21 protein-coding genes are annotated in these 18,852 nt (G+C 44.3%); 3 read left to right on the plus strand and 18 right to left on the minus strand.

Translation table 11 applies throughout. The features are described from left to right. A partial coding sequence (locus tag FTT75_RS13530) for a zinc ribbon domain-containing protein (RefSeq protein WP_180186648.1) occupies positions 1-313 on the plus strand: 313 nt, incomplete at its 5' end. A 12-nt stretch (positions 314-325) separates the two neighbouring features. Here the strand turns inward: FTT75_RS13530 and FTT75_RS13535 are convergent. The 10 genes from FTT75_RS13535 to mazG all read right to left on the minus strand — a co-directional run bounded on the left by FTT75_RS13535 (position 326) and on the right by mazG (position 8,960). Then, positions 326-1,594, minus strand: a complete 1,269-nt coding sequence (locus FTT75_RS13535) for a HAMP domain-containing sensor histidine kinase (protein ID WP_180186650.1) — start codon at positions 1,592-1,594, stop codon at positions 326-328. Positions 1,595-2,298: 704 nt separating this feature from the next. Further along, entirely contained in the window at positions 2,299-2,832 is a 534-nt protein-coding gene (gene yjgA / locus FTT75_RS13540) for a ribosome biogenesis factor YjgA (protein WP_074384040.1), read from the minus strand. Between the two features lie 2 nt (positions 2,833-2,834). Further along, positions 2,835-3,104: an HPr family phosphocarrier protein gene (locus tag FTT75_RS13545; RefSeq protein ID WP_034608740.1), complete on the minus strand. Its 270-nt coding sequence runs from the start codon at positions 3,102-3,104 to the stop codon at positions 2,835-2,837. Further along, entirely contained in the window at positions 3,101-3,952 is an 852-nt protein-coding gene (gene rapZ, locus FTT75_RS13550; protein ID WP_005172647.1) for an RNase adapter RapZ, read from the minus strand. Before rapZ ends, FTT75_RS13545 begins: the two co-directional genes overlap by 4 nt. An 18-nt stretch (positions 3,953-3,970) precedes the next feature. Continuing rightward, positions 3,971-4,819, minus strand: coding sequence for a pantoate--beta-alanine ligase (gene panC, locus FTT75_RS13555; RefSeq protein WP_180186652.1), 849 nt, complete (start codon positions 4,817-4,819; stop codon positions 3,971-3,973). A 1-nt stretch (position 4,820) separates the two neighbouring features. Beyond that, the gene (panB, locus tag FTT75_RS13560) at positions 4,821-5,630 is read right to left on the minus strand and encodes a 3-methyl-2-oxobutanoate hydroxymethyltransferase (protein WP_074384037.1); all 810 of its coding nucleotides are present in this window, start codon (positions 5,628-5,630) and stop codon (positions 4,821-4,823) included. 53 nt (positions 5,631-5,683) lie between these two features. Continuing rightward, complete coding sequence (gene folK / locus FTT75_RS13565; protein WP_005172653.1) at positions 5,684-6,169, minus strand: 2-amino-4-hydroxy-6-hydroxymethyldihydropteridine diphosphokinase; 486 nt, start codon at positions 6,167-6,169, stop codon at positions 5,684-5,686. Continuing rightward, complete coding sequence (gene pcnB / locus FTT75_RS13570; RefSeq protein ID WP_180051190.1) at positions 6,166-7,638, minus strand: polynucleotide adenylyltransferase PcnB; 1,473 nt, start codon at positions 7,636-7,638, stop codon at positions 6,166-6,168. Before pcnB ends, folK begins: the two co-directional genes overlap by 4 nt. 136 nt (positions 7,639-7,774) lie before the next feature. Beyond that, positions 7,775-8,188 (minus strand): ComEA family DNA-binding protein, encoded by a 414-nt coding sequence (locus tag FTT75_RS13575; RefSeq protein WP_005172659.1) that lies wholly within the window; start codon positions 8,186-8,188, stop codon positions 7,775-7,777. Beyond that, entirely contained in the window at positions 8,148-8,960 is an 813-nt protein-coding gene (gene mazG, locus FTT75_RS13580; RefSeq protein WP_180186654.1) for a nucleoside triphosphate pyrophosphohydrolase, read from the minus strand. The genes FTT75_RS13575 and mazG overlap by 41 nt, the downstream gene beginning before the upstream one ends. A gap of 90 nt (positions 8,961-9,050) precedes the next feature. Here mazG and FTT75_RS13585 point away from each other — a divergent pair, with 90 nt between their 5' ends. Then, a complete protein-coding gene (locus tag FTT75_RS13585) occupies positions 9,051-9,821 on the plus strand; it encodes an SDR family oxidoreductase (RefSeq protein WP_005095688.1) in 771 nt (256 codons plus the stop codon). 22 nt (positions 9,822-9,843) lie between these two features. Here FTT75_RS13585 and FTT75_RS13590 read toward each other — a convergent pair whose 3' ends face one another. After that, entirely contained in the window at positions 9,844-10,437 is a 594-nt protein-coding gene (locus FTT75_RS13590) for a 4'-phosphopantetheinyl transferase superfamily protein (RefSeq protein ID WP_370982283.1), read from the minus strand. A 307-nt stretch (positions 10,438-10,744) separates the two neighbouring features. On the opposite strand from FTT75_RS13590, the gene FTT75_RS13595 reads away from it, so the two are divergent. Beyond that, the gene (locus tag FTT75_RS13595) at positions 10,745-11,314 is read left to right on the plus strand and encodes a hypothetical protein (RefSeq protein WP_005095685.1); all 570 of its coding nucleotides are present in this window, start codon (positions 10,745-10,747) and stop codon (positions 11,312-11,314) included. 58 nt (positions 11,315-11,372) lie between these two features. On the opposite strand, the gene der is transcribed toward FTT75_RS13595, so the two are convergent. The 7 genes from der to pilW all read right to left on the minus strand — a co-directional run bounded on the left by der (position 11,373) and on the right by pilW (position 18,851). Beyond that, on the minus strand, positions 11,373-12,782 hold the full coding sequence (gene der / locus FTT75_RS13600) for a ribosome biogenesis GTPase Der (protein ID WP_180186656.1): 1,410 nt from the start codon (positions 12,780-12,782) through the stop codon (positions 11,373-11,375). Positions 12,783-12,953: 171 nt separating this feature from the next. Next, on the minus strand, positions 12,954-14,102 hold the full coding sequence (gene bamB, locus FTT75_RS13605; protein ID WP_005095682.1) for an outer membrane protein assembly factor BamB: 1,149 nt from the start codon (positions 14,100-14,102) through the stop codon (positions 12,954-12,956). Beyond that, a complete protein-coding gene (locus tag FTT75_RS13610) occupies positions 14,099-14,794 on the minus strand; it encodes a tetratricopeptide repeat protein (RefSeq protein WP_005095680.1) in 696 nt (231 codons plus the stop codon). Before FTT75_RS13610 ends, bamB begins: the two co-directional genes overlap by 4 nt. Before the next feature lie 30 nt (positions 14,795-14,824). Then, entirely contained in the window at positions 14,825-16,120 is a 1,296-nt protein-coding gene (gene hisS / locus FTT75_RS13615) for a histidine--tRNA ligase (protein ID WP_005095678.1), read from the minus strand. A 3-nt stretch (positions 16,121-16,123) separates the two neighbouring features. Continuing rightward, positions 16,124-17,245 carry a flavodoxin-dependent (E)-4-hydroxy-3-methylbut-2-enyl-diphosphate synthase gene (ispG, locus tag FTT75_RS13620; protein WP_005172685.1) on the minus strand — a complete coding sequence of 374 codons (1,122 nt, stop codon included), beginning with the start codon at positions 17,243-17,245 and terminating at the stop codon, positions 16,124-16,126. 23 nt (positions 17,246-17,268) lie between these two features. Next, positions 17,269-18,060 carry a DUF4115 domain-containing protein gene (locus FTT75_RS13625; RefSeq protein WP_005172687.1) on the minus strand — a complete coding sequence of 264 codons (792 nt, stop codon included), beginning with the start codon at positions 18,058-18,060 and terminating at the stop codon, positions 17,269-17,271. Further along, positions 18,051-18,851: a type IV pilus biogenesis/stability protein PilW gene (pilW, locus tag FTT75_RS13630; RefSeq protein WP_005172689.1), complete on the minus strand. Its 801-nt coding sequence runs from the start codon at positions 18,849-18,851 to the stop codon at positions 18,051-18,053. The genes FTT75_RS13625 and pilW overlap by 10 nt, the downstream gene beginning before the upstream one ends. Position 18,852 lies beyond the last annotated feature (1 nt).

Here is an 18,852-nt window from a genome sequence, read left to right on the forward strand (position 1 = left end):
ACTTGTAAAAACTAAAATGGCAAAATCTGTTTTAGATACAGGTTTTTCAGCATTCAAAACAATGCTCAAGTATAAATGCGAGAACGCAGGGGCAATGTTTGAAGAAGTAAGTGAGAGATTCACAACCCAAATCTGTTCGTGCTGTGGTGAGATCACTTCTAGCAGTCCGAAAGGTAGAGCAGATTTGCGAATAAGAGTATGGGAATGTGAATGCGGAAGTTCCAATAACAGGGATGAAAATGCAGCGAAGAACATACTTGCGCTTGGGCATAAGCGTCTAGCAGTAGGAATCACCTCCGTTTCAGGGAGGTGAGGATGTCAACTTTTAGGATTTCTCAGCATGCAGATCTTCAAGCACCAGTGCCTGATGATCATTGGTGACCATTGGCAAATGCACCGTAAAGGTCGTACCTCGACCTTCTTTTGAATCCACCGCGATTTGGCCATGATTCAGATCAATAAAGCGCTTGCACAATACCAAACCTAAACCAGCACCTTTCTCTTCAGCGGTACCTCGGACACTCACCATCAACGTCGGCTTGAACAGATTCTGTATCTGCTCTTCAGTCATGCCCAGACCGGTATCCTGAATGGTGATTTTAACCTGCTCACCGTCCATTTCTGCCTCTAAAATGACTTTACCGCCTTGATTAACCGGGGTGAATTTCAGCGCATTGGAGACCAGATTCTGCAACACTGAAGTAATCATATTGATATCCGCATGGACTTTAATGTCTTCGGGAATATTGTCGATTAATTCAATTTTTTTATTCAACGCCAGACTGTGCAATACACTGCAGACAATTTTACTGGATTGCTTGAGTTCATAATTAATCGGATGATATACAAAGCGTCCGCCCTCGGCCATGGCCCAGGTCAGCAAGCTTTCCAGCAGGTTATAAGTCGATTGTGCATTATCATATAAATAATCCGCGATACTCTGAATACTGGACTCATCCAAGGTATCACGTTCCTGCGCCAGAACTTCGGAAAAGCCCAGCAGGCCATGAAATGGCGCACGCAGATCATGTGCGATGATCTGGAAAAATTTGGTTGTACTAAAGTTTTGTGCACATTGCTGTTCGTATAGTTCTTTCAGCTCAGTATGTTCTTCATTGAGTTGGATTCGAATTACTAAACTTTCAGCAAATTGCTTAACGGTCTCAATATCATCCTGATCAAACCTGTCAGTTTGATCATCAAAAAAAATCACCTGACCTAGCGGCTGACCAGCATTCGCTTTTAAATTAAATGCGACCAGTCGGTGATGCACCACACCCAGCTCTTTCACATAATTCGACAATTCTGCATAAGCAGGATGAGTCTGGTCGATGACATCTGCCTGTTGCAGATATGTAGGGATGGCAATTTCCTGCCGAGCATGCAAGGCCCGAAAACCGTGCGGACAGCTGTACCAGATATACGGCTCCATATGGAATCCAATAATACTGGTTTTAACGCCTAGGACTTTACGGGCAACCTTACAGAAGGTGTCTAGTAAATTATTGGAGGTATAGACGCCTAAAATGAGAGATATACGACATGAGCTTAAAAGCTCCGTATTCTGACCGACCTCTAGCAGTTTTAGTTCCATGTCTGCCTCTCTGAATATGTATGGAATATAGAAAACACTGCCGACCAAATTTATACAATCAATAACAAAGATTCTATATTTACTGAACGCTGAAAACTCACCTATAGGTTAAAGGATTTGTTAATCTGTTTCTATCCAAATACACTCATAACCGCAAGGCACTGATATTTAATTAATTAAGAATAACTTGAAAATTTAATCTTCAAAAAAAGTCTGCTTAAGTATTTGAAACTCAATATCTAAGCTAAAATGAAGCATGTTTATTTGTATTTACTTTAACATACTCTTGACCAAAAAATACTCAGCATCGATTTTTATCCCCTTTTAAATAAAAGTTAATGGTTTTTCAACTATATAGACTTAAATTTCGTTTAAAAAAATAAATTAGATTGGCTTCACTCTCTAATAACGCTCAAAATTCATTTTTTATTTTTAAAAAATACTTAACAATGATCTTGAGTCTCAACTTAAAGTCTCAAAAAAACTGTCTGAAAAATAGCCTTTGAATTGTAAAGAAATTACAGTCTTTAACAAATTAATTGCGAAAATTTTGTGATTTTTTATCACTCAAGCTTACATTAAAAATGGAAATTTCATGCTGAGGACGAATGAATCCAATTCAGGGTATTTTTTACACAAGAAACAGTTCACTTAAGGTAAAGACAAAAAAAAGCAGCCTAAAAAGACCGCTTTTTAACGAAGAATTAATTGTCTGAAATTAACGCCACTTGCTGTACATAGTTAAATAACTTTAACTTAGACGCACTGACCTCTGCTTCAGGTGCCTGATTCTTTAAATCACGATGTACGCGAAGATAATGCTGACGCAAGGTATGACGTTCTGTGGCATTATAGGTTTTGGTAAATTCATTAATGGCCGGGTCACCATCTTTGACAATTCGATCGACCCAACGCTGTAATTGGGCTGTCTTTTTAAGACCTTGTTTTGGTGTTAAATAAGATAAAATCACCGTTTCATTTTCATTGCGCAGTAATTTACCAATACGTGAAAATTGACGGCGACGTGCTTCATGTGAGGTAAATTCCTGTACATCGAGCAATGCTTCAATCAAACGCTCTTCAACAGGCAAGTTTTTAATTTGTTTAGCACTCAACTCAGCCAGCTGTGCACCCAAAGCCGCCATACGCTGGACTGCTTTTTTCTGTTCGGTTTTACTTGCGCGTCCCTCTAAAGAATCAAAATCTTCTTCAGTTAAACTGTTCGGTCGACGTGCCACGATTAATCTGCCTCATAAAATTTTGCTGCAAATAGTGCCTGAATTTCAGATAAGGCTTTGTCCTCATCCGCTCCTTCAATCACCAAGCGTAAAGTTGTTCCTTTGCCCGCACCGAGCATCAGCAAGGACATGATATTTTTTGCATCTACCAGTTTGTCCGTTTTTCCAATCTGGATACTGGAACGAAATTTGGTAGTCACTTCTATAAGTTTACCAGATGCGCGTGCATGTAAACCCAGTTTATTAATTACGTCAACAGTGGTATCAATCATGACCAGTGCTTCATTTCTCGATGGAGGACTTGAATAGACCATTTTGCCTCAAGGGCTTTTTTTAGTCTATCCACAATGTAAACAGAACGATGCTGACCACCGGTACAGCCAATTGACACAGTCATATAATGACGATGCCCTTCAGAAAAGGTCGGTAACCATTTGTCCAGAAAATGATAAATATCATTAAACATATCTTCGACCTGATCGCTCTTTTGCAAAAACTCCTGCACCGGTTGATCGAGTCCTGAAAATTTGCGTAATTCCAGTTCCCAATGCGGATTCGGCAAATGCCGGACATCAAAGACATAATCGGCATCCAGTGGAATGCCATGCTTATAACCAAAAGACTGCAAAATCAGGATCAGGTTATCGGTCTGTCCCAACTTGGTCAATAAGGTATGTTTCAGGTCATGCACGCTTTTATCTGTAGTATCAATGTGCACGGTAGAACGCAGCTGGATGGGCATTAGCAGGATTTTTTCTTCCTGAATGCACTCGTTCAGACTCTTAAAGCGCGAAGCTAGAGGATGCGGCCGACGCGAGGCACTAAAGCGCGCAATCAGTTCCTGATCCTGCGTGGTCAGATAGATAATATCGACCGAGCCATGCTGTTGTAGCTGCTCGAACACATGATCAAATTCTTGCAAATCGGCCCGGGTACTGCGTACATCGACCCCCAAGGCCAACTGTTCCAGATTGTTCTCACTGTGCAGTTTCGCCACAATTTCGGGAAGCAATGCCAAAGGCAGATTATCAATACAGTAATAACCCAGATCCTCAAGCACCTGCAATGCAGATGATTTACCTGAACCAGATTGTCCCGTGACAATTAAAATGCGCTTCATACATGCTACCCTTTCATCCTATCCGGCAGTGTATTTGACCTGCAGGTTATCGATCAGACGTGTATTACCTATCTTTGCAGCTACAAATAACACAACATCTTGATTAAACGTATGAATTTTTTGTAATTCTGGCGTTCGTGCTTCAACATAGTCTACGACAAACCCGACATCTGTTAAAGTCTGGCGAAGCTCGGCCAATACCGTATCCAGTTCAATCGCAGCATGGAGCTGCTGTTCAGCCTTTTGTAAGCTTTGATAAATGACCGGTGCGATTGCACGATGCTCTTGGCTTAGGTAACCATTTCGAGAACTTAAGGCTAAACCATCTTCTGCACGGGCAATCGGCACACCAATCACTTCCAGCGGAATATTCAGGTCTTGCACAAACTGACGAATCACCGCCAATTGCTGATAATCTTTCTGGCCAAAGAAGGCATAATTCGGCTGTACGATGTTAAACAGTTTAGTGACCACCACTGCGACACCATCAAAATGGCCGGGACGCTGCAAACCGCATAAATCATTGGTAATCTCAGACACGCTGATATTGGTCAGACGTGGCTTTTTGCCATACATTTGCTCAACAGTCGGTGCAAATACGATATCACAACCGACTTCTGCCAACAGCTGCTGGTCCTGCTCCAGCGTACGCGGATAGCTGTCAAAATCTTCATTGGGTCCAAACTGGATCGGATTGACAAAGATACTGACCACCACCACATCACACAGCTTACGCGCTTCACGTACCAGATTTAAATGACCCTGATGCAGATTGCCCATGGTGGGTACAAAACCAATAATCTTGCGGTTGGCACGTGCCGGATTAAGTGAGGCCGCGAGTCCCTGAATGGTGGTTTCTGTTTTCATCTTACAATTCAACCTGAAAAGTTTGTGCGGGTGCCGGGAAAGATCCATCCAAAACTGCAGCATGGTAAGCTTTAAAAGCATCCAGAATGGCAGTAGCACCCGATTGTTCCTGCATAAAATTACGGACAAATTTTGCAGTATGGCCAAAGGTTAAACCCAGCATGTCTTGTACTACCAAGACCTGACCATCAGTGGCTGCGCCTGCACCAATGCCAATCACCGGAATTTGTGGAAACAGTTCCGTGATTTCCTGACCCAATTGTGCCGGTACACATTCCAGCAGTAACAGTGCAGCACCTGCATCAACCACTGCTTTACAGTCTGCAATCAGTTGATCCGCTGCTTCACGGGTACGAGCTTGCAGCTTATAACCGCCAAAGACATGTACCGATTGTGGCGTCAATCCCAAGTGCACACAGACTGGAATACCGTTACGGGTCAGCACCTGCACGGTTTCTGCCAGCCATGCACCGCCTTCCATTTTCACCATTTGCGCACCGGCCTGCATCACGGTTTTGGAACTTTGCAAGGCATCATTTAAGGTGGCATAACTCATAAACGGCAAGTCAGTCATGATAAAGGCATGCTGGTTACCACGGCGTACCGCAGCGGTATGATAGGCCATATCTGCAACAGTCACTGGTAAAGTCGAATCGCGGCCCTGAATTGACATTCCCAAAGAGTCGCCAATCAGAATACTGTCTACTTCTGCAATTTCCATGGCTTTGGCCATGCTGGCATCATAGCAAGTCAGACATGAAAATTTGCGTCCATCTGCTTTGAAGCGTCTTAAGTCACTCAGACTGACCATGAAGATGTTCCTCTATGATTGAAGTTCTCGCGAACATACCCATAACTCAAAAATTAAATATTTGCCCAGTTTGTGTCATCGAGTACCGTTAAGGTCGATTGCTTGACGATGTCCAGGTCTTTTAAGGATGTAGCATGAACCTGTATTTCAGCATCAATGTCCAGCAACGGAATGAGTACGAAATCACGCTCTAACACGCCGACATGCGGTACAGTCAGGCGTTGATTCTGTATCTGTTCATCTCCGTAGATCAGCAAGTCCAGATCCAGCGTACGCTCGCCCCAATGACGCAAACGTACCCGACCGGCTTCCTGCTCGAAGGCTTGCAAATAATCCAGCAAGCTTAAAGCTGCCAGATTAGTATTCAACTGCACCACAGCATTCAGATAATTTGGCTGATCCTGTGGCCCCATCGGTGGACTTTGATACAGATGCGAGGTTTTTACCTGACCCAATGTCGCCAGTTTCTGTACAGCTTCTGCCAAAATCTGGCGTGAATCGCCCAAGTTACTACCCAGGCCAATATACGTCACGATCATTGTGTTGGCCCAAACACCACCTGGCTTAAATCACGTTGCACCCGCTTACGTTTCATAATCGGATGATCTGCGCCAATTTCACCACTGGCACTGGCTGCCACATGTGACAGGGTTTTCGCCTTGTCTTCAAACTTGGCTTTACGCACCCGGCGGTTACGTGGTTCAGGTTCATTGACTAAAGGCTCAATCTCGGCGAGATCCTGTTGTGCCGTCAGTTTCTGTTCCAGATGTTCTTCTTGAGTGGCCTTACGACGGCTCTTGGCACGCTGACGGTTATACTGGCTAATCGCCCGTTCTTTCTCATCACCGCTCATTTGCTGGTAAGCATCCCACCAACTGCCCATGCCTTGCGCCGTTGCATCGCCTGATTTTTCGCGCAACAGCAAAAAGTCAAATCCGGCACGGAAACGCGCATGACTAGACAAGGCCTCAATTTGTTGCGGTTTTGGATTCAGTAAACGGGTCTGCATTTCCCAGACTTCACGAATGAAAGTCTCGGCGAAGCGAGGAATAATGGTTCGGGTTGCCTGACGTTTCAAAACATCCAGACCCGCTTGGGCACGTGCTTCTGCTGCGACCACGCCTTTATTCAGATAAAACTCACAACGCTCGAGGAATGGCTGCCATAACAGTACCGCGTAGAAAAATGCAGGATTGATGGTCTTGCCAATCGAAATACGCTGATCGGTATTTTTCGCGGCACGCTCCATAAACGGCGTGATTTCAGCTTTGATATCGGCGAACAGCTGATGCCAGATTCCGAAGTCAATCAGCATGGGCAACACACGATTCAGATGCCCCATGGTGAATAACTTTTGTGATTCATCATAGAGTCGATGCGGAGAGACATCACGCAGCAGCTGGGTCATTTCCGGCGTGAAAATATCCAGAATGGCTTCATCAATACTGAAATTCAGCTTGGCAGCAAAACGTAAAGTACGTAACATCCGCACCGGATCTTCTTCAAATCTTAAGGCCGGATCACCGAGCAAACGTAAAGTTTTGCTGTGAATATCATCTACAGCATTGCAGAAATCCAGCACAATCGCTTTACGCGGCTGGTAATACATTGCATTGATCGAGAAGTCGCGACGGGCAAAATCCTGCTCGATGCTGCCCCAGTTATTATCACGCAGAATCATCCCCGCTGCCGAGGTGACTGCTTTTTTTGGAGGTGCCCGGAAGGTGGCCACTTCAACCAGTTCCCGCCCTGAATAGACATGCGCCAGTTCAAAACGCCGTCCGATAATTCGACAACGTCGTCCGAATACTTCCTTGACCTGAGCCGGGGTTGCATTGGTAACTGCATCGAAATCTTTAGGATTCAAACCTAACATCAGATCTCGAACACCACCACCCACGATATAAGCTTCATAGCCTGCCTTGTTTAAGGCATCAATCACATCGAGAATATAAGAAGGTAATTGAGCGGTTGATAAACCACATTTTGACGCGCGCAAAGTTTGCAAAAGACGCTGTCTCCTACGTCTGAACGTAAAATTCTAAGATGACGCTAATCATATCGCTTACACGACTAAAGGGCAATTTGATTATGTCAATCCTGCCGCTCAGATTGATTCTGTATTTTGCATCAATTCAGTCTATTCACAACGCGAGTCTGGCCTTGTTTTTGGCAAATAATGCCGGCCCAATGCCTTTGACCAGCTGAATATCTTCAATGCTTTTAAATTTCCCATTTTTCTGCCGATACTCAACAATGGCTTGGGCTTTCTTTTGTCCCACGCCATGCAACTGTTGCAATTGTTCAATATTTGCACTATTTAAACTAATTCTATCACCTGTCGCTTGTACCGAAAGTGCCGGTTTTGCCAGATAGTGATCTGCTTTAGTCGATGCATTCTGTTGTTTGAGCCGCGCATCATGTTGCTGTTGTCTGGTCTTCCATTCCATATAATCGGTCGCAGTTGCATGTGCAGTTCCAATAGCAATATAGCCTAGCCATAAACCCAGAAGAAGATTAATCCACGCCGGACTTGTTCGATGTTGTTGTTTGTTCATGCGCCGCTCTTTGTTTTAATTCTAATTTGGCCTGTTCCCAGAGCTGATCCAATTCAGCCAGTGACAAGCGGTCTATATTGAGTTGTTGTTTTTCCGCCTGATGTTCCATCAAGGCAAATCGAGTACGAAACTTATGGATCGTGCCTAATAATGCCATTTCACTCGAGATTCCAAGTTTACGGCCAACATTGACCAGAGAAAATAAGCAGTCACCAAATTCTTCCTGTATTTCATCGGAATTCTGGCTTGCCAAAGCTTCTTTTAACTCGGCCAGCTCTTCTTCTACTTTGTCATATGCCCCAGTGACATCGGGAAAATCAAAGCCGATTTTTGCGACATTTTTCTGGATTTCATCTGCCTGTACCAAGGCCGGTGCATGCTTGATTTCATCTAAACGGGAACGTGGCTTGCCCTGCTTTTCTTGCTGTTTAATTTCTTGCCAGAGCTGAGAGACATCTTCCGGGCTCAATTTTACAAACTGTTCAGCCTGAAATACATGCGGATGACGGCGGATGAGCTTGTCGCTAATGGCCTGCACCACATCCTGAAAATCAAAAGCACCCTGCTCGCTGTACATTTGCGACTGGAACACCACCTGTAACAGCAGATCGCCCAGTTCATCGCGAATTTCGTCAATATTTCCAGAACGTACTGCAGCTTCTACTTCATAAGCTTCTTCAATCGCATATTGGGTCAGAGATTCGGGAGTCTGCTGCTGATCCCATGGACATTTTTCACGTAATTCACGCATGATATTAAGCAATTGTTCCACTTTTAAAACCTCTTCTTTACCAAATAGTCGCGTCAATCTGCCTGTTTCTTGTTATGCTCAAGAAAAAAAGACAATAAGGAGATCAAGCACATGCACAGTATATTGATTAGTGGGGCAGCACAAGGAATTGGCGCCGCGACAGCCATGCTATTTTACCAGCACGGCTATAAAGTCGGTATTTATGATATCAATGTGGCACAGGCCGAACAGCTGGCCCAGCAACTGGGCGAACATGCCAAAGCAGGCTTTCTGGATGTGGCAGACTATACTTCCTGGGAAACAGCTTTGGCGGAGTTTTCAGCCTGGGCCGGTGAAATCAACATTCTGGTGAATAATGCCGGAATTTTATATTCAGGGCCTTTTGAAGACACCACAATTGCAGCGCATCATCGCACGCTGGATATTAATGTTAAAGGCCTCCTCAATGGCTGTCATGCCACTTTCTCTTATTTAAAAGAATCTTCATTTGCTCGTGTCATTAATTTATCTTCGGCATCCGCCATTTATGGACAGGCCGATTTAGCCTCTTATGCGACCAGTAAATTTGCCGTGCGCGGTCTGACTGAAAGTCTGGATATTGAATGGCAACCCTATGGGATTCGGGTGCTTGATGTGATGCCACTTTTCGTCGGTACAGCCATGGTGAAAGATATGCAGGCAGAAAGTATTAAAAAAATGGGGGTACATTTGAAAGCAGAGGATGTCGCACAGGATATTCTAAAACTGGTACAGCTTAAAGACTCTATCTGGCAAGCTACGCACCATCCGGTTGGATTAAAAAGTAAATTTTTATTTCATCTATCACGTATGAGTCCACAGTTTGTGAACCGAATCAGCAACCTGTTGATTGCCAGACAATAGAGTCTATTTCTACTCTGCTGATTTAAACAGATTGGTGAATCTGGATTAGCGGAAATCTGAAACCCTTGCATGAATGCTCACTTTGCCAGGCCACGGTGAGCATACATCCTGCCATATTATAATTTTGATAGGCATAGACGCCGATCTCTGGATGTTCACATCTTCCACCATTCTGATCTGGATGAATCTGGGTATTTAACTCATTCAGGTTGATGCGTATGCCCAGTCCTGAGGCCTTTAATACAGCTTCCTTGGTGGTCCAGACCTTAAACCAGTATTCGGAATCATAGTCCAGTGCCTGCCACTGCTTAAGCTCTTCAGGATGAAAGGCATGTTGTGCCATGGCTTCAAATCGAACCTTACGGCTCAGCTCTTCAATATCAATTCCCAAATTTTGGACATTATTGCTCGTTGCCAGAGCATAGAAATTTTGACTATGGCTATGGTTAAAGTTGAAGTCTGGATGAGTGTGGAGATAGGGTTTTCCGAATTCAGTAATGCTAAAATCTGAAGACTGGATAAGATAATTAAGTTGATCTGAAAGCAATTGGTTACGATGGGCATAAATAATATTTTTACGCTGTTGAATATAGTCTTTACGATTATTTTGGATCAAATTTGCCAATAAAGGCTCTAGAGGAGTCCAATGAATATTGATATTTCGTTTCAATATTAAATGCCTACAGGCTTATTACAAAGCTTATTTCTAACATAAAATTTCCTAGATAGCTGTATCTGACGTCGCATTATCTAATCCTAAGTATTGTTCAAGCATCTGTTAATCTCCCACACAAAAATCAATGCTTATTAAAATTATTTAAAAAATTAAAATTAAAATACTGTTATTAAATGTCATTTAAAATTTATACAAACATTAGTTACAATTCAATTACAATTTCACACATACAAAAACAGAGGGTCACATGTTTAAACAAATCATACTCAGCACTACTCTTGCAGTATCATCATTTTCAATACAGGCCGCCTCTTGGTTAGAAGCTGCAACAGCGGTGATGGGAGCAAAAAATGGCGCGATTATGGATCAGGCCGAAGCTAATATGGAGCGTAGCCGTGCACAGGCGAATGCTGCTGTGGCACGAGCAGACCGCACATATGCTTTTAACTATAATAATGCTTCACAGCAGAATAATAGCGTCTACTCAACCGCATACTTAAAAGGTTTAGATTGTACTGATTTAGCGGTAGAAGCACGCAGCTTTGAACGCACTCTAGAAGCCAGTCAAAATGCACAAAACCAGGCAAATGCTCAAGCCAATAATCCTGTTTCAAAATTAGCTGGTATTGCAAGTGGTGCATTGTCTGCTTTTGCAGGTCAATCACAAACAGTTGCACGTGCAAGTGAAATTACGAATGCCTTTTCTGGCAATAATAATCAAAATAATTTAGCCGCTTCTCAAGCCGATGCAGATGTTGCTTTAGCTAATCTTGAAAATATCCGTATTTATCAAAAAGCAAAAAAATGCACTATCTAAATGTAGCCGATAAAAAGCCTGCATCAGCAGGCTTTTTATCGAAAACTAAAAAAAGAAATTAACGTTTAAATTTCTTCTCGGCTTTCTTGAACTTCTGTACATAACGACGTTTACGCGCTGCAATACGCTCATCCATCACCGTCTTACGCCCTTCAAACGGGTTTTCAGAGGTTTTAAACTCGATTTTAATCGGCGTACCTTCAAGCTTGTATACTTTACGGAATACGTTTTCAAGATAACGACGGTAATCCGCAGGGGTTTTATCGACCTTGTTACCATGGATCACGATGGTTGGTGGATTCTGTCCGCCCATATGCGCATAACGCATTTTAATACGACGACCCTGAACCATAGGCGGTTGGTGGGCATCTGTTGCATCATTTAAAATCTGGGTGATTTTTGCCGGTGATACTTTCAAACGAGATGAATCATAGGCACGGTGAATCGAAGGATAAAGCTCACCCACACCCGTTCCATGCAATGCAGAAATCAAATGCACTTTTGCCCATGGAATGAAATCGAAGCGACGCTCTACATCGAGCTTACATTGCTTGCGATCATATTCAGTCATGTTATCCCATTTGTTGACAGCAATGACCATGGCACGACCCGCTTCAAGCGCATAGCCAATCAGATGCAAATCTTGCTCTACAATACCATCACGTGCATCGACCACAACCACAATCACGTTGGCATCTTTCATCGCCTGCAAAGTCTTAACAATCGAGAATTTCTCAATCATTTCATCCACTTTACCTTTACGACGCACCCCTGCAGTATCAATCAGGGTATATTGACGGCCATCACGCTCGAATGGAATATAAATCGAGTCACGTGTTGTACCCGGCTGGTCAAATGCCACCACACGCTCTTCGCCGAGCAAACGGTTCACCAGCGTAGATTTACCCACGTTTGGACGACCAATAATCGCTAAACGCAGACCAGTGTTTTTATCATGCTCTTCCGGGTTTTCATCTTCCGGTACATCGGCAAGCACGTCTTCCAGCATTTGCTGAACACCACGACCATGGTTGGCAGCAACTTGTAGCGGCTCGCCCATGCCCAGTTTGTAGAATTCAACCAAGGCAGCTTCAGCATGTACGCCATCGACTTTATTGGCCGCCAGAAAGACCTTTTTACCTAAAGTACGCAGTTCACGCGCAATCTGCTCATCGGAAGCCAGCAGTCCGGCACGCGCGTCGACCACAAAAATGATAATATCGGCTTCATGAATGGCAGTTTTAGATTGCTCTGCCATATACGAGTCAATACCGCCTTCATTTTCACCAATACCACCGGTATCAACCACAATGAAAGATTTATTTTGATAGGTTGCATCGCCATATTTACGGTCGCGTGTCAGACCAGCAAAGTCTGCCACCAATGCGTCACGGCTCTTGGTAATCTGATTGAACAGAGTTGATTTTCCGACGTTCGGACGACCAATGAGCGCAATTACGGGTTTCATAGAGTAACCTTTATTCAATAATCAGGCAGTCAAAGTGGCCTGAACATCAGAAAGTATAGGAAGATATAAGGGGAAAAATACCCTAAATAAAAACACGGGGCATTGATTTTTCAATCACCCCGCGTTCACAAAAATACGGTTGCGGCTAGTTTAACATAAGGCTCGTTAAAATTAACGGTTCTGCCAAATGCTTAATGCGCCCTTGCGTGTAGAAACATAAAGCTGGTTGTCGATCACGCGTAAGTTACGCACTTCACCAGAGGTTTTCGAACGACCAGTAATTTGTCCGGTACGCGGGTCAATCAGGTGCAACACACCATCCAGATCACCGACCACCAAATCCGTGCCTAACATCACTGGATTACTGAGCTGACGATTCAGCAATTGATCATTTTCCCAAAGCGGTTGACCCGAGCTAATCTCAAAAGCTTTAATTTTGCCATCAGTTTGCGCCACGAATACGCCATTTCCGACAACTTCTGGACGCTGGATGCTGCTGGCATCTTCACTCCAGATCACTTGCTGTGAAGCCAAGTCCAGCACAGTCACCTGACCTTGATAACTGGTCGTCACCACAAACTGACCTGCAACGACCGGCTCACCGTCGATATCGACCAGACGCTGAATATCAGAACGGCCATCCGACACGGCGACACGACGCTGTAACTTTGGTACGCCACTTAAGGCATCCAGTGCATAAATATACGCATTTGAAGATGCAATCAGCACATTACGCGCATCTAATGGCACAGGAGCCGCCATACCACGCAGGCTGAATTGTACATTAGGCAGGTTATAAGTCCAAACTTGTGCACCGCTTGCCACTTCATGCGCATAGACCATACCGTCATTGCTCACACTAATCACACGACCTGCATGAATCAGTGAAGGCGCCAGTAAAGCACCCGTCAATTGTGCAGTCCATTTTTGCTCACCGGTTTGCTGATCGAGTGCAAACAGTTGGCCCTTCTGGCTACCGACAACAACCAGACCCTCGGCCGCTTCAACGCCAGAACTTAGATTATCTTTGCTGACTTTTTTCTGCCAGAGACGCTGTTTGCCCTTAAATGCAGACACCTCGCCTTTTGGATCAATCGCAAAAACCACACCATTGTCTGCATCCAGACGTAAACGCAATGGATCGGCAGCATCTGTCGCAGATACACTGGTGGAAAATACAGGAACCAGTGTTTTGGCTTGGGTCAGTTTTGGAAGTGGGTTCGGTTTTACTTCTGGAACTTTATTTGTTTTACCTGCACAGCCAGCCAGTGCAAGCGTTAAAACAGTCAAGGCACAGGTAATTTTGTATTTTCTATTCATGCAGCTTCTTCCGCTTGTGTTTCTATAATTGGGCGTTCGATTTCTGGATCATCGACCAATACGCCTACGCTTTCGAGCTTAATTTGTAAAATCTGACGTTCTTCTTTACGTTCAATCAAGGCATCCCATGCACTTTGATATACTTTTTTCGCATTTTCAATATCATTTTTGGCAACATAGATATCGCCACGTGCTTCATCGGCAGTTGCTTTAAACGCAGGTTCAGTCACTGCTTCTAAAGTTTTCAATGCAGCATCATATTTTTTCTGTGCCAGTTGCGCATAAGCCAGACGAAGTTTGACCACCTGAACCAGACCTTTATCGTCTAGTGTCGAGTTTTCAACTTTTTGTAGCGCTTTCTCAGCCGCAGCATAATCTTCTTTGTCATAGGCCAGTTTCGCCATGACCAGCTGAGTCTGAATGGCCTGAGCTGAATCTGGTGCTTCTTTGACAATTTTGTCCGCAGTTTCAGACAGCTTGGCAAAGGCATCGCCCTGCGTCGCCTGTGCATCATCCATCAACTGCTGAACCTTGGCAGTGTGCATTTGCGACTCTGCCAGGTTTTTCTTCTGCCAATATTCCCATCCAAAAAAGGCAATCAGCGCAATCAAAATCCCTGTAATGATCGAAGAACCATATTTCTTCGTAAAGGATTTTAAGCTTTCAAACTGTTCATCACCCACTGCGCTCATGAGACTACCCTTTTCCTGATGTTTTATCGATTATTTTAAAGAAATTTTAGCACTAAAAAATGCAACGAAGTCCGTAAATGGCACATTCGATTGCTCTGCGGTTGCCAGTTCTTTCACTGTAAAAGTCTGCGCTTCAAGTTCACGCTCACCTAAAATCGCAGCAAATAAAGCACCGGCCTGATCAGCCTTTTTCATTTGCGACTTCATTGAACCTTGAGAGCCCACTTTCAAACGCACCTGACTCCCCGCTGCTTCAAGCTGATCACGGATCTGTTCAGCAATGACCAAGGCTTGACCTTGAGAAGCCGGTTCAGCCACCAGGAATACTTCACAATCACGCGTTGGTGTATTGTCTTCAACCTGTTCAAGCAGAAGCAATAAACGTTCGATACCCATGGCAAAACCAACCGCAGGTACAGACTGATCAGGCTTGCCCTTCAATTGACCAACAAGACCGTCATAACGGCCACCGGCACACACGGTTCCTTGTGAACCTAAATGTGTTGTGGTCCATTCAAAGACAGTTTTGTTGTAGTAGTCTAAGCCACGTACCAGTTTTTGGTTGATCACAAAACTCACGCCGGCATCAGTCAGGTACTGTTGTAACTGGGCAAAATGCGCCAGAGTTTCTTCACCCATAAAGTCATGCAGTTTCGGTGCATTTTCTAGGATGCTTTGGGTTTTGGCATCTTTAGAATCCAGAATACGCAGTGGATTTGTGGTCAGACGGCGCTGAGAATCTTCGTCCAGATCGGCTTTATGTGACTCTAAAAATTCAACCAAGGCTGCACGATAGGCTGCACGTTCATCCGATTCGCCTAAAGTATTTAATTCAAGTTGAACCTTGTCCGCTACGCCCATACGTTTCCACAGACGTGCAGTCATCAAAATCAGCTCTGCATCCATGTCCGGAGTCGCCACACCAAAGGTTTCTACACCAAACTGGTGGAACTGACGGTAACGACCTTTCTGTGGTTTTTCATAACGGAACATTGGCCCGATATACCAGACGCGAGGAGTTGCACCACGAAGCAGATTATGCTCCAGCATGGCACGTACACAGCCTGCAGTTCCTTCAGGGCGTAGTGTCAGAGACTCAGGCGGATTACCTTTGTCCAGAAAGGTATACATTTCTTTTTCAACGATATCGGTGGCATCACCGATCGAACGTTTGAACAGATTGGTCTGTTCAACGATAGGCAAACGGATTTGTTGATAGCCATAAGCATCCATCAAACCCGACAGATGCTGTTCAAGACGTCTCCAAGCTGGGCTTTGCGTTGGGAGAATGTCATTAAAACCTTTGATTGCGACGATTGAACTCATGATCTACTCAGAAAAACTTGTACGAATAATTTCTTTAGATTTAGCTTCTTCAAGCTCGGTAACACGTTGACGAACCATATTTTCGATTTCATCAACCAGTTGATTGGTATCAATTAGATGGCTCTTTTCACCATTACGATACACCAGTGAACGTGGCGCTGCACCTACGACACCGATATCGGCTTCTTTAGCCTCGCCCGGCCCATTTACTTTACAGCCAATCACCGACACATCCATTGGAGTACGAATATCTTCCAGACGTTCTTCAAGCTGCTGCATCACGGAAATCACATTAAATTCCTGACGTGAACAGCTTGGGCAGGCAATAAAATTAATGCCGTTAGAACGCAGACCCAGCGATTTTAGAATATCAAAACCGATTTTAATTTCTTCTTCAGGCTCGGCAGCAAGCGAAATACGCATGGTATCGCCAATGCCTTCCATCAGCAAACCACCCAAGGCGATTGCAGATTTAACCGAACCTGTACGGTAAATACCGGCTTCGGTTACACCCAAATGCAGCGGATTATCAATTTGCTGAGACAGCAAACGATACGCATCCATGGTCAGGAACACATTGGATGCTTTAACTGAAATTTTAAATTCCTGAAAATCCAGACGGTCTAAAATGTCGATATGACGCATCGCAGATTCAAGCAATGCTGCGCCTGTCGGCTCGCCATATTTCTTTTGAATGTCTTTTTCGAGTGAACCGGCATTGACACCAATCCGCATTGAAATATCATTATGACGTGCTGCTGCCACCACTTCACGAATCTTGGCTTCTGAACCGATATTGCCCGGGTTAATCCGCAAACAGTCTGCACCGAAGTCCGCAACTGCCAAAGCAATTTTATAGTCGAAGTGAATATCAGCCACCAAAGGCACATTCACCTGCTTACGAATTTCACCAAATGCTGCCGCCGCTTCCATCGTAGGCACAGAAACCCGCATGATGTCTGCACCGGCATCGACACAGCGCTGAATCTGTGCAACCGTGGCTGCCACATCACAGGTTTCAGTATTGGTCATAGACTGGATACTGATTGGTGCATCACCACCCACATAAACTGAACCGACACGAATTTTACGTGTTGGACGACGTTTAATTGGATTTACGATCATGGTTTTGCTCTACTCTTGATCTGTTAAGGTGACAAACGGAATTCTGCTTTTCCGTTTACGGTATAAGGTGACAATGAAATATTTTCATTATTCAGGCTGAGTGATACAGCTGCCGCATCATCAAGACGAATCTGGAATGGCGCTTCACCATTGAGTTGCAAACTCGATGCCTGACGGCCAGTCGCTAAAACCTTACCGGCTGAATCGACGATATGCACAGAGGTCGGACGGTTAAAATCGAGTTTTAGCTGGTCGCCAGACAGTGCGGCGCCTGCATCCAGATTCAGAATCTCGATATTGGAAGCACCGACTCCAGAAACTTCACTGCTATTTTGCGAATTACTGCTCGACCAGTTTTGAATCATGGCAAACAGTGCGCCCAAAATTAGCAGCAAGACCAGCGTAATAAAAATGCGCTTTAACCATTTACGGTTACGGTCACGCTTGGAACCTGGCAATTTCCCCATAATTTTGATGGGGGAATTATTCAGCGCATGATTGGGCAACAAACCCGTATCATTGGTATAAATTTCATCAAAACGCTGAATAATAGTCGACGCATCTACACCCAAAAGTTTGGCATAGATCCGGTAATAGCCTTTGATAAAAGTCGCCTCAGGCAAAGACTTATATTCATCCTGCTCAAGTGCAGTCAGGGTTTTGACCGGAATATTCAGCTCTTTGGCCACATTTTCCAGATCACGTTGCTGATTGAGACGAATCTGGCGCAAGTACTCGCCCGGACGTTGAATATTTCCTAACGCATTTGGAGCTACGCTCGAATGATTCGAAGGTGAATTAGGATTTACTTCCATACGGCCTCAGTACTGTACTGTAATTGCAAATAACGTTGGTATTCCTGGCTTTCAGGAAACAATGCACGTAACTGGTTCACCAATACCTGCATCCCCAACTGATCACCACTGGCACGCGCAGTGCGAATGCCAACCCAGAGCGCACGGGCACCCTGATTTTTCTGTCCCACACCACGCGCAAACTGTTGATACAGTTGTGTCGCTGCCGGGAACTGCTGGTTTAAATAAAAAATTTCTGACAACTCTAACATTGATATATATGAATCGCGATTCGCCTGAAGCGCCTGTTTGAATGATTTTTCAGCATTCACCACATCGCCCATTTTCAGGTAAATACGTCCCATATTTTCCAGCGCACGGAAACGCTGATCATAACCTAAAGTTGCACCGGCAATGTTAAACTGCTCGATCGCATCATTATAGCGTTCTAGCTGATATAAATACGTGCCATAGTTGTTGCGTGCCTGTGCATTTTTCGGATCTGCCGAAATTGCACGCTTGAAATAAGCATCTGCTTTCTCAAGATTGAGCTGACTACCTTCCTGTTGCAATAGCACGCCCATCATCATATTCGCTTGCGAATCACGCGGAGTCGTTTCGAGTGCCTGATCCAGCGCACGTTTGGCTGCATCTAGGTCACCTGTTCTTAAATATTCTGCCGCCAATTGGGTACGGACTTTGGTGGCTTTTTCAGGATCTTTCTGACCCAAATCTGGCGTTTGACATGCAACCAAAGCTAAAGACACACATACTGTTGAAATCAAAGCAATTTTAGATGTTAGATTTCTCAAC

The sequence above is a fragment of the Acinetobacter sp. YH01008 genome, from assembly GCF_013420435.1.
Taxonomy (GTDB): Bacteria; Pseudomonadota; Gammaproteobacteria; order Pseudomonadales; family Moraxellaceae; genus Acinetobacter; species Acinetobacter pseudolwoffii.